General features: G+C 68.2%; 10 protein-coding genes. 9 read left to right on the top strand and 1 reads right to left on the bottom strand.

The features are described from left to right. The 5 genes from OHZ10_RS27885 (at position 1) to OHZ10_RS27865 (ending at position 5513) form a co-directional block, all read left to right on the top strand. Positions 1-1083: a LacI family DNA-binding transcriptional regulator gene (locus OHZ10_RS27885; protein WP_174991218.1), complete on the top strand. Its 1083-nt coding sequence runs from the start codon at positions 1-3 to the stop codon at positions 1081-1083. Next, a complete protein-coding gene (locus tag OHZ10_RS27880; RefSeq protein ID WP_342705013.1) occupies positions 1080-2102 on the top strand; it encodes an NAD(P)-dependent oxidoreductase in 1023 nt (340 codons plus the stop codon). Before OHZ10_RS27885 ends, OHZ10_RS27880 begins: the two co-directional genes overlap by 4 nt. Next, the gene (locus tag OHZ10_RS27875) at positions 2099-2953 is read left to right on the top strand and encodes an amidohydrolase family protein (RefSeq protein WP_342705011.1); all 855 of its coding nucleotides are present in this window, start codon (positions 2099-2101) and stop codon (positions 2951-2953) included. The genes OHZ10_RS27880 and OHZ10_RS27875 overlap by 4 nt, the downstream gene beginning before the upstream one ends. 635 nt (positions 2954-3588) lie before the next feature. Further along, positions 3589-4359: a hypothetical protein gene (locus OHZ10_RS27870; RefSeq protein WP_059240342.1), complete on the top strand. Its 771-nt coding sequence runs from the start codon at positions 3589-3591 to the stop codon at positions 4357-4359. A 20-nt stretch (positions 4360-4379) separates the two neighbouring features. Next, positions 4380-5513 (top strand): transporter substrate-binding and LysM peptidoglycan-binding domain-containing protein, encoded by a 1134-nt coding sequence (locus OHZ10_RS27865; protein WP_174991215.1) that lies wholly within the window; start codon positions 4380-4382, stop codon positions 5511-5513. A gap of 89 nt (positions 5514-5602) precedes the next feature. Here OHZ10_RS27865 and OHZ10_RS27860 read toward each other — a convergent pair whose 3' ends face one another. Beyond that, positions 5603-6691 (bottom strand): calcium:proton antiporter, encoded by a 1089-nt coding sequence (locus tag OHZ10_RS27860; RefSeq protein ID WP_174991214.1) that lies wholly within the window; start codon positions 6689-6691, stop codon positions 5603-5605. Between the two features lie 551 nt (positions 6692-7242). Here OHZ10_RS27860 and OHZ10_RS27855 point away from each other — a divergent pair. From OHZ10_RS27855 to OHZ10_RS27840, 4 genes are all read left to right on the top strand, one after another. Next, positions 7243-8799, top strand: coding sequence for a 3-hydroxyacyl-CoA dehydrogenase (locus tag OHZ10_RS27855; RefSeq protein WP_342705008.1), 1557 nt, complete (start codon positions 7243-7245; stop codon positions 8797-8799). A gap of 103 nt (positions 8800-8902) precedes the next feature. Beyond that, positions 8903-10225, top strand: a complete 1323-nt coding sequence (paaK, locus tag OHZ10_RS27850; protein ID WP_342705006.1) for a phenylacetate--CoA ligase PaaK — start codon at positions 8903-8905, stop codon at positions 10223-10225. Positions 10226-10263: 38 nt separating this feature from the next. Further along, the gene (locus OHZ10_RS27845) at positions 10264-11064 is read left to right on the top strand and encodes an enoyl-CoA hydratase-related protein (protein ID WP_342705004.1); all 801 of its coding nucleotides are present in this window, start codon (positions 10264-10266) and stop codon (positions 11062-11064) included. 127 nt (positions 11065-11191) lie between these two features. After that, positions 11192-11863, top strand: coding sequence for a MarC family protein (locus OHZ10_RS27840; protein WP_059240354.1), 672 nt, complete (start codon positions 11192-11194; stop codon positions 11861-11863). Positions 11864-11998: the final 135 nt, after the last annotated feature.

Genomic DNA, 11998 nt, shown 5'->3' with positions numbered 1-11998 from the left:
ATGCAAGACGACATGAGTACGATTCAGGACGTGGCCCGTCAGGCGGCGGTTTCGGTCAGCACGGTTTCGAACGTGCTCAACGGGCGCACCGACCAGATGAAGCCGGAAACGCTCGAACGCGTGAAGGCCGCGATGGACGCGCTGCAGTACCGGCCGAGCACGCTCGCGCGCCAGCTCAAGACGGGGCAGACGCCGCTCGTCGGGCTGTTGGTGCCGTCGATGGCGAACCCGATGTACGGCTATATCGCACGCGAGGTCGAGACCTGCGCGCAGGAACGGTATGGTCATCGCGTGCTGATCGGCAACACGTATCGCGATGCGGGCAAGGAGGCGTCGTTCTTCGACGACCTGTACGCGCATGGCGTGCGGCGCGTGATCGTGATCTCGTCGCTCGCCGACGAAAGTCACCTCGAACGGGCCGCCGAACGCGGGATGACGGTCGTCAGCTACGACCGCCGCGCGACACCCGGCGAACAGTCGAAGGTCGACCACGTGACGGCCGACAACGAGGCGGCCGCGCGGCTCGCGACGCGCCGTCTCGTCGATGCGGGGCATACGCGGCTCGCGTTCGCGACGGTCGCCGGCATCACGGTGAGCCGCAGCGACAAGATCCGCGGTTTTCTGGCCGCGGCACGCGATGCGGGCGGCGCCACACAGGCGCGCGTGCTCGACGGCGGCCCCGCCAACGAATACGGGGACTCGGTGATCGTCGATGTCGGGCGTGCGCTCGGCGTCGGGCTCGCGGCCGATCCGGCGCGGCCGACCGGCATCGTCGCGGTCAACGACCTGTTTGCGCTCGGCCTGATGGCCGGGCTGCGCGACGGCGGGCTGCGCGTGCCGGACGACGTGTCCGTCATCGGGATGGACGGTCATTTCCTGTCGGCGATCTCGTGGCCGGCGCTGACCACGGTGCAACTGCCCGTCACGGAAATGGCCGAGGAAATGGTGCGGCGCGTGATGCGGCAGGAGGGCGACGCACCGTCCGCGCCCGGGCAATGCGTGTTCGCGGGCGTGACGCTCGTGGAGCGCGCGTCGGTGGCGCCGCCGCCGCGCGTGGCCGGCCCGGGAGGAGATCACGCATGACGCGCGTCTACGTCACCCATCCGGCCGGGATGATCGACCATTACTTCGGCGCCAGGGCGCTGCGCGCGCTGGGTGCGATCGCGGACGTCACCTGCAACCCGCTCGATCGCGAACTCGGCACGGACGAACTGATTGTCGCCGCGCAGGGGTGCGACGCGATCATCGCGTACCGGCAAACCCCTGCGCCTCGCGCGCTGTTCGAGGGGCTGCCGGCGCTCGCCGCGTTCCTGCGTTGCGCGGTCGACATTCGCACGGTCGACGTCGCCGCGGCAAGCGCGTTCGGCGTGCTGGTCACGCAGGCAAGCCCCGGTTTCGCGCCGGCCGTCGCGGAGTGGGCAGTCGGCGTGATGATCGATCTCGCGCGCGGCATCGGCCGCTATGCGGATGCCTACCACCGTGGCGCACCGCCGGTACCGCGGATGGGGCGCGAATTGCGCGGCAGCACGCTGGGCCTGATCGGCTACGGGCAGATCGCGCGCCATCTCGCACCGGTCGCGACGGCGCTCGGGATGCGTGTGCTCGTCAGCGATCCGTACGTGCGTGTCGATGCGCCGCCGCTTGAACAGGTCGCCCTTGCCGCCTTGCTGGGCGATGCGGATTTCGTCGTCTGTCTCGCGCCGGCTACGTCGGCGACCGCGAACCTGATCGACGCGGACGCATTCGCCGCGATGAAGCCGGGCGCCTGTTTCATCAATGCGTCGCGCGGCGAACTCGTCGACGAGCAGGCGTTGGTCGACGCACTCGCCGGCGGCCGGCTGGCCGGTTGCGCGCTCGACGTCGGCCGTGCGGCGGACCAGATGCCGACGCCCGCGCTTGCCGCGCATCCGAACGTCATCGCGACCCCGCATATCGGCGGGTTGACGCTGCCGGCGGTCGAGCATCAGGCGCTGGAAACGGTCGACCAGCTTGCCGCGCTGCTCGCCGGGCGCGTGCCGGACGGCGCCGTCAACGCCGCGCAGGCGACGCGGCTCGCGCGCTGGTGCGCGACGAACGCATCCGTCGAACCGGGGGCACGATGACGCGCCGCGCCGGCGGCATGCCGTTCCCGGATGCGTGCGATTGCCATATCCACATCTACGACGATGCGTATCCGCTCGCACCGACGGCGACGTTCCGGCCGCCGCATGCGCCGGTGGACGCGTATCGCCGCGTGCAGCGAGCGCTCGGTTTCGCACGCGTGGTGATCGTGCAGCCGACCGGCTATGGCGCCGACAACCGATGCACGCTCGACGCGCTGGCGGCGTTCGGCCCGCAGGCGCGCGGCGTCGCGACGTTGCCGGTCGACGTACCCGATGCCGAGCTGGAACGTCTGCATGCCGCGGGCATGCGCGGCGTGCGGTTCATGATGCTGCCGGGCGGCATCGCGCGCTGGGACGATCTGGAGCGGATGGCGGCGCGGATCGCACCGCTCGGCTGGCATGTCGACCTGCAGATCGATGGCCGCACACTGCCCGGGATCGAGCGGACGCTGGCGCGGCTGCCGGCACGCGTCGTGATCGATCACACGGGCAAGTTCCTGACGCCCGTCGCACCGGATGCGCCGGCTTTTCTCGCCCTGCGACGCCTGCTCGATCGTGGCCACGTGTGGGTGAAGCTGTCCGCGCCATACGAGACGTCGCAATCCGGCGCGCCGGGCTACGACGATGTCGCGTGCCTTGCCGCCGTGCTGGCGCGCGGCCATTCGGCACGCTGCGTGTGGGGCAGCAACTGGCCGCACCCGAACGCGTCGCCGCTGCCCGACGATGCCGGCCTGCTCGGCTGGTTGCACGATTGCACGGCCGACGATGCGCTTGCCCGGGCGATCCTGGTCGACAACGCGGCTGCGCTTTACGGATTTCACGCAGACACCGGCTTCGATGCCGCTACGTAACAAGCTTTCGATCCGGAAGCCGGTCGCATCGTGACGACAAGCAATCCTGATCGAGCAGGGCGCGTCCCGGTACCACCGGAATCCTTGCGATTCTGAAAGCTGACGTCGCGCGCACGTTTTCAATTGCGAAAGGCAACGCACTGCGGCGACCGCTTGACGCTGCATGCCGGTCGGCGCAGGATACGTCCGTGCATTTGGAGCGGGACGCGCCGGCCGCGCGGTTCCTGCACCCGCGACACGCAAAAGAACAACGATGAGCCTTTACGCCCTCGTACCGGAATACCGGCGCGGCATCGGTCCGCACGCCGGAACAACGCTTCACCCGACGCCCGTCGCGTCACGTATCCGTCATCCCGTTTCGTACCGTGCCTCGGTACACTTTCCCGTCCGCGCGCTGGCCGCGCCGATGAACGGCGCCGATCCGGCCTGCCGCATCGCCCCGCCGCACGCTGCCCCCGATCACCGCATCCCGACCGGCGCCTACACCGGCGTCTCGTGACGTCCGCACGCGCCCGTCCTTGTATTGCGCCGCCGGCTTTCCTGACTGCCAGGCGGCACCGGAGTCCGAAGCATTTCGGTTGAGCTTGAAAAAGCACACGTACGCAGTTCGGTTCGAGGTTCAAGGAGAAAAACTCATGTCGCAGCTTTCGAATGAAGCAAACGGCAGTTCGGGGAGTGGCAAGGTCAAGCTGGTCAAGTGGGCGATCATCATTGCCGGCGTCGCGATCGCGGCGCCGGCCGCGCTGTTCATCCTGAAGGGCGTGATTGCGCTGGTCACGGCGGGCGTGATCGGTCTCGGCGCGATCTATTTCGCGCCGGTCGTCGCGATGAAGTTCGCGAACCAGAAGGTGAAGATGATCGTCGAGGAGGCGCAGGCGAATCCGATCGAGACGCTGATCAACCAGCTCGCGGAAAAGCGCCAGGCCGCGCAGAAGTTCGCGGACAGCATCACCGCGTTTCGCACCGAGGTGAAGAACTTCGAGAACAAGACGGAGCTGTTCGAGAAGCAGTACCCGGACGACGCGCCGCGCTTCCGGTCGCAGCTCGACACGATGAAGCAGCTGCTCGCGTTCCGCGAAGGCCGCTACAAGCAGGTGCAGGCCGAACTGAAGAACTTCGCGTCGGCGATCGACCGCGCGAAGGCGATGTGGGACATGTCGCAGGCGGCGCAGCAGATGAACAAGCTCGCGGGCCGGCAGGCGTCCGATACGTTCGAGCAGATCAAGACCGACGTGGCCGTCGATTCGGTCATGCGCTCGGTCAACAAGGCGTTCTCCGAGATGGAGACGTCGCTGATGGATAACCCCGAGGTCAAGCAGGCGCAGCAGCAGGCGGTGATGAACGGCGGCCACGCCCCCGGCCTCGACGCGGCGAACCCCGCGCAGTTGCCGTCGAAACAACAATAACTTCCCGCAGGCCCTCAACCATGAAAAAACTTCTTGGCGCAGTTGCGTTTCTGGTCGTGCTCGTCGGCGTATGGATCGTGCATCAGGGCGGCCTGTCGACGCTGATTCCCGCGCATGATGCGGCGCCGTCCACGACGGCCGCGCAAAGTGGCGACACCGGCCAGCCCGCGCAGACGCCGCCGTCGGCCAATGTGCTGCCGGCCGGCTTCACGCCGCAGGCCAGCACGCTGAAATCGATTGCCGAAAACGGCATCGTCCGGATCTCGGTGCAGAACCCGAGCGAGCCGTTCTTCGGCGAGGACAAGGGCGCACCGCACGGCTTCAACGTCGAGTTCGCGCGGCTCCTGTTCGCCGATCCGTCGTTCTCGCACGGCGGCAAGCCGGTCGTCGTCGATACGCGTCACGAGGTCGACACGTACCCGGGCGTGCCGAAGCAACTGCTCGATACCGATGCGAAGGGGAACCACGTGGTCGACGTCGCGATGGACGGGCTGACGTTCCCGGACAACGCGCCGGCCGGCGTCGTCTATTCGGTGCCGTACGTCGACGATTTCGGCTATTCGCTGATCGTGCGGCAAGGCTCGGCGATCCGCTCGACCGACGATCTCGCCGGCAAGACGGTCGGCATCCTGAAGGGCGACCCCGATGTGCGCGCGTTCGTCACGCGCCAGTACCCGAACGTGCATTTCGTCGAAGTCGACGATTCCGATCCGGCGTTCATCGCGAAGAGCCTCGACGGCCATACGGTCGACGCGTTCATCTACGACTACCCGTTCGCGGTCAGCTCGATCAAGGGCACCGACCTGAAATTCGCGGTGACCAAGCTCGACGGCTCGAACATCGCGTACAAGATCGGCGTGCGCGCCGACGACCAGGACCTGCTGATCTACCTGAACGCCGCGATCGCGAAGCTCAAGCAGTCGCCGCAGTATCTCGAGCTGCTGCGCAAGTACTTCGTCAGCGACCAGGCGGTGACGACCGCGGCCGCATCGGGCGAGCACACGTATGTGGTGAAGGCGGGCGACACGCTGAACCTGATCGCGGCGAGCAAGCTCGGCAGCGGCCAGCGCTATCGCGAGATCCAGCGCCGCAACAACCTCGCGAACCCGAACCTGATCCTGGCGGGCCAGCATCTGGTGATTCCGGTCCGGTAACGATGGCGTGACGTGAACGAACGCGGGTGAAGGGGCGAAAAAAAACGCGGCCCGGCGGCGTGATCCGCCGGGCCGCGCGTTTTCGGGCGTCAGTGCGTGATCGACAGGAACAGGTACGCGGCGAACAGCGACAAGTGCACGACGCCGTGCAGCACCGTCGTGCGCCCCTGGCTGAGCGTCAGCGTGCTGACCAGCAAGGTCAGCGCCAGCAGCACGGTTTCCATCGGCCCGATGCCGAGCGTGAGCGGCTGGCCGACCCAGATGAACACGGCCGCGACGGTCGGGATCGTGAGCCCGATGCTCGCGAGCGCCGAACCGAGCGCGAGGTTCATGCTGGTCTGCAGCCGGTTCGCACGCGCGGCGGTGACGGCCGCGAGCCCTTCCGGCAGCAGCACGAGCGCGGCGATCACGATGCCGACCGCGGCTTCGGGCGCGCCAAGCTTCAGCACGGCGTGCTCGACCGCCGGCGACAGCAGCTTCGCGAGCAGCACGACCGCGACGAGGCTCACGAACAGCAGGATCATGCTGATGATGGCGGTACGCGTACTCGGCGCCGCGGCGTGCACCGACTCGTTCGCGCTGTCGTGCGCGGCGAGGAAGTAGTCGCGGTGGCGCACGGTCTGGACGAACACGAATGCGCCGTACAGCACGAGCGACGAAACGCCGGCAAACGCGAGCTGAGATTTCGAAAAGAACGGGCCCGGCGCGGCGCTCAGGTAGTTCGGCATCACGAGCGACAGCACCGACAGCGACGCGAGTACCGCGAGCGCCTTGCTCGCGCCGCGTCCCTGGAAGTCCTGTTCGCCGTGTTTCCACGCGCCGACCAGCAGGCAGATGCCGACGATGCCGTTGCAGATGATCATCACGGCGGCGAACACGGTGTCGCGTGCGAGGCCCGATTTCTCGGGGCCCGCGCCGAGCATCACCGACACGATCAGCGCGACCTCGATGACGGTCACGGCGACCGCGAGCACGAGCGTGCCGAACGGTTCGCCGACGCGGTGCGCGACGACTTCCGCATGGTGGACGGCGGCGAACACGGCGCCGGCGAGCGCGACAGCGAACACCGCGATGACGAGACCTTCGGCCGGCACGACGCGCGACAGCGCGAGTACCAGCCAGGCGGCAAGCGGGGCCCAGAGGGTCCAGCGCGGGAGCTGGTTGGACGAGAGCGGCATGGAGGGTTTCCTTATGCGAGTGGCGGCGCGCGACGCGCCGTCACGGGTTGACGAAGCCCGGCCGTACTATCCGCCGAACGAGGACGATGAAACCGAAGGGTGGCAGCACGCAACGGTGCTGCCCTGGGTTCGCTGCCGTGAGGCGGCGAGGGGCGCGGGCGGGCTGAAGCCCGTCGCTGGATGAAACGGTTCGATGCAGCTGCCCGCAGACGGCGAGGCAAGCACACGCGACGACGCGCGGGCCGGAGGCTCGGTTCCGCCCCGGAGAGGGCGGCGGGCGGTGGACGGCGGTGGCGGCGTGACACGCGGTTTCCCCCTGAAATCCGGCGGTTTGTCGAATTTTATCAGGCGTTCGGGGGTCACTATCTCATATTCGAACGCTTACGTTGACCTTTCGGTTTACAAAAAGTGCCCTGATCTTCCAATTTTTTTACCTTTGCAGTTTCCGTAACGCGCTCTTGCACGACAAATTCGGGCTCGCCCTGACATAAATCTACCGACCGGTCGGTTTATAATAGGCCGCACTTCCACTTCATGACGGATCGCAAGCGATGGCTGTTTCCTCTGCACAATCGGTGAACTCGGGCGCGCTGGCGCCGTCGTCCGTCGTCGGCGTGATCGGCGCCGGCGCGATGGGCGCAGGCATTGCGCAGGTCGCAGCCGCGGCCGGCCACACGGTGCTGCTGTACGACCTGAACGAAGCGGCGTGCGACAAGGCGCTCGCCGGCATTCGCGCGCAGTTCGCGCGACTCGCGGAGAAAGGCCGGCTCGAACCGGCGCAGGCCGACGCGGCCGGCAACCGGATCCGTGCAGTGCGCGCGCTGGGCGACTTCGCGGGCGCCGCGCTGATCGTCGAGGCGGCGGCCGAGCGGCTCGACGTGAAGCGCGAGATCTTCGCGACGCTCGAACGCCATGTCGACGACGCGTGCGTGCTGGCGACCAACACGTCGTCGATCTCGATCACGTCGATCGCGGCCGGGCTGCGCGTGCCGCAACGCGTCGCCGGCCTGCATTTCTTCAATCCGGCGCCGCTGATGGCGCTCGTCGAGGTGGTCAGCGGGCTCGCGACCGCGCCCGGTGTCGCGCAGGCGCTCCATGCGACTGCCGCCGCGTGGGGCAAGCGGCCCGTGATGGCGAAATCGACGCCGGGTTTCATCGTGAACCGCGTCGCACGGCCGTACTACGCGGAGGCGCTGCGTGTGCTGAACGAGCAGGGCGGCACGCCGGCCTCGATCGACGCGGTGATGCGCGAAGCCGGCGGCTTCCGGATGGGGCCGTTCGAGCTGATGGACCTGATCGGCCACGACGTGAACTTCGCCGTCACCGAATCGGTGTTCCGCGCGTATTTCAACGATCCGCGCTACACGCCGTCGCTGATCCAGCAGGAACTCGTGAATGCGGGCTTCCTCGGGCGCAAGTCGGGGCGCGGCTTCTATGCGTATGCAGACGGCGCGCCGCCGCCCGCACCCGATCTCGAACCGCCGCGCGACGCGCCGGCCGACGTCGTGCTGTTTGCGCAGGACGGTCCGGCTGCCGCGTTGCATGCACGCTTCGCCGAACGTATCGCCGGCGCCCGGCAGGCCGGCGCGCAGCCGGACGACCTGCTCGCCACGGCCGGCCGCGCGTCGATCGCGTTGACGGACGGCCGGGCGGCCACCGCCCGTGCCGCGCAAACGGGCGTGGCCGATCTCGTGCTCGTCGATCTTGCGCGCGATTACGCGCAGGCCGGGCTCGTCGCACTGACGCGCGCGCTCCAGTGCAGCGACGCGGCATATGCGGACGCGGTCGGCCTGTTCCAGCAAGCGGGCTTCCGCGTCGTCGGCGTCGCCGACGTGCCGGGGATGGTCGCGATGCGCACCGTCGCGATGCTCGCGAACGAGGCGGCCGACACGGTGAACCAGGGCGTGTGCTCGCCCGCCGATCTCGATCTCGCGATGGAGAAGGGCGTGAACTACCCGTGCGGCCCGCTCGCGTGGGCCGATGCGATCGGCATCGGCCGCGTGCATCGCGTGCTGTCGAACCTGGCGGCGAGCTACGGCGAGGACCGCTATCGCGTGTCGCCGCGCCTCGCCGCGCTGCACGCGGCCGGCCGCACGTTCCGGTCCTAACCGCCAGGGCCTGTTCCCGCTCATCACGGACTTGCATTGGCGGGAACAGGCCCCGGTCACACCGAACACGAAAACGACATCACTCCATTGGAGGAGCACCCCGATGACTCACCCGACGCATCCCGCCGCCGCCCTCGAGCCCATCGAGACCGCCAGCCGCGACGAACTGCAGGCGCTGCAGCTCGAGCGCCTCAAGTGGTCGCTGCGCCACGCGTACGACAACGTCCCGCACTATCGCCGCACGTTCGACGCGGCCGGCGTGCATCCGGACGACCTGAAATCGCTCGCCGATCTCGCGAAATTCCCGTTCTCGACGAAGAACGACCTGCGCGACAACTATCCGTTCGGGCTCTTCGCGGTGCCGCGCGAGCAGGTCGTGCGCGTCCATGCGTCGAGCGGCACGACCGGCAAGCCGACCGTGGTCGGCTACACCGCGCGCGACATCGATACATGGGCGAACGTGACCGCGCGCTCGATCCGCGCGGCCGGCGGCCGCCCGGGCGACACGCTGCACAACGCGTTCGGCTATGGCCTGTTCACGGGCGGCCTCGGGATTCATTACGGTGCGGAGCGGCTCGGCTGCATGGTCGTGCCGATGTCGGGCGGGCAGACCGAGAAGCAGGTGCAGCTGATCCGCGATTTCGAGCCGAAGATCATCCTGGTCACGCCGTCGTACATGCTGAACCTGATCGACGAGATGGTGCGGCAGGGGATGGACCCGGCCGAGTCGTCGCTGAAGATCGGCATCTTCGGCGCCGAGCCGTGGACGCAGGCGCTGCGCGAGGAAGTGGAGACGCGCGTCGGCATCGATGCGCTCGACATCTACGGGTTGTCGGAAGTGATGGGCCCGGGCGTCGCGTGCGAATGCGTCGAGACGAAGGACGGCCCGGTGATCTGGGAAGACCATTTCTACCCGGAGATCATCGATCCCGTCACGGGCGAAGTGCTGCCCGACGGCAGCCAGGGCGAGCTCGTGTTCACGTCGCTGACGAAGGAGGCGATGCCGGTGATCCGCTACCGCACGCGCGATCTCACCGCGCTGCTGCCGCCGACCGCACGCGCGATGCGCCGGCTCGCGAAGGTCACGGGCCGCTCCGACGACATGCTGATCGTGCGCGGCGTGAACGTGTTCCCGAGCCAGATCGAAGAGATCGTCGTTGCGCTGCCGCAACTGTCGGGCCAGTTCCAGATCACGCTGTCGCGCGACGGTCACATGGACCGTCTCGACCTCGCGGTCGAGCTGCGCTCCGAGATGGCGGCGTCCGTCACCGACGGCGATCGCGCGGCGCTTGCGCGCGAGTTGCAGCACCGGATCAAGACGATGGTCGGCGTGTCGTCCGGCGTGACGGTGCTGGCGGCCGGCGGGATTCCCGCGACCGCGACCGGCAAGGCGCGGCGCGTGATCGACCGCCGCCAGGCCGCCTGAGCCCGATGTTTGCCGTTCTACCCGAGGAAACCTGTTCGATGGATGGATTGAAGACCCTGGCCGTCACGGTCGATGCGCGCGGCATCGCGACCGTCGCGCTGCAGCGCGGCGACGTGCTGAACGCGTTCGACGAGACGATGATCGCCGAGCTGACCGATGCGTTCACGACGCTCGGCCGGCGCGACGACGTGCGCGCGATCGTGCTGCGTTCGGACGGCCGTGCATTTTGCGCGGGCGCCGACCTGCAGTGGATGCAGCGCGCGAGCGCGAACGACGCAGCCGCGAACCTGCGCGACGCCGAGCGGTTTGCTGCGATGATGCACGCGATCCGGCAGTGCCCGAAACCCACGGTCGCACGCGTGCAGGGCCACGCGTTCGGCGGCGGCGTCGGCCTGTGCGCGGCCTGCGACATCGTGATTGCAAGCGACCACGCGCGCTTTTCGGTCAGCGAGGCCCGCTTCGGGATCCTGCCGGCCGTGATCGGCCCGTATCTGGTCGAGGCGGTCGGCCAGCGCCAGGCGCGCCGGCTCGCGCTGACCGCGACTCAGCTTGCCGCCGCCGAAGCCGTCGCGATCGGCCTGATCCACCAGGCCGTGCCGCTCGATGCGCTCGACGAAACGCTCGACCGGACGCTCGTCGAGCTGGGCCGCAACGGCCCGAACGCGCTGATGGAGATCAAGCGCTTTTTCGATGCGATCGGCGAGTATCCGCCGTCGGACGCGCGCGCGGCATTCACCGCGCAGACGATCTCCCGCATGCGGGCGACGCCGGAGGCGAAGGAAGGCTTCGCGGCCTTTTTCGCGAAGCGGCCGCCGGCCTGGGAGGCGGGCGCCGAGTAAGGCAGGACGACGACGATCGACGGCGAGCCGGGCCCGGCCGCAATTTGCGTCTCGGGCCCGGGCGCTTGCTCTACAATGCGTGACCCCCGGCGCGCTGCCGGCCCAGCCCTGACCGATGCTTCGCCCGATGATCGTCAACCGCCTTATCTCCGAGATCCTGTTCGGCTTCACCGGCCTGATCGGCATCATCAATCCGATCGGTATCGCATTCCTGTTTCTCGAACGGACCGAGGCGCTGACCGAGCATGAGCGCGACCTGCTCGCGAGGAAGGTTGCGTTCAACTCGTTCGTCGTGCTGCTGGTGGCGTTCTTCGCCGGCACGCCGGTGCTGCATTTCTTCGGGATCTCGATGGAAGCGCTGCGGATCGGCGGCGGCTTCGCGGTCGCCGTGGCCGGCTGGCAGATGCTGAACGAACCCGACGGCCCGGGCGGCGGCGACACGCCGGTCAAGCCGATCGACGCGAACGCGATCATGACGCGCGCGTTCTTCCCGCTGACGGTGCCGCTGACGGTCGGGCCCGGCTCGATCGCGACCGCGATCGCGCTGAACGCGAACCGCACGCACAAGCTGTCGGAGTTCATGCTGTCGAGCATCGTGTCGATCGCCGTCTCCGTGCTCGTCGCGGTCGTGATCTGGCAGGTCTACAGCCGCTCCGCGCTGCTTGCGCGCTACCTCGGCAGCGAAGGGACCAAGGTTGCGAAGCGCGTGTCGGCGTTCCTGCTGCTGTGCATCGGCGTGCAGATCATGCTGACCGGCTTCTCCGCGTTTCTGCAGCCGATCGCCGACCAGGCCAAGTAACGGGCCGTCCCGGTTCATCCTTTCACGCAGCCTGCGCGCGTGCACGTGCCGTACGCGTTTGTGCCCTGCGGGATACCATGCGACGTCCGGCGGATGCGCGATGCGCATGTCGCCGCAAACCCAACTTGAGTGGCG

Source organism: Burkholderia arboris (genome assembly GCF_038723655.1).
GTDB lineage: Bacteria > Pseudomonadota > Gammaproteobacteria > Burkholderiales > Burkholderiaceae > Burkholderia > Burkholderia arboris.
This window is presented reverse-complemented; position numbering and strand designations above follow the sequence as displayed.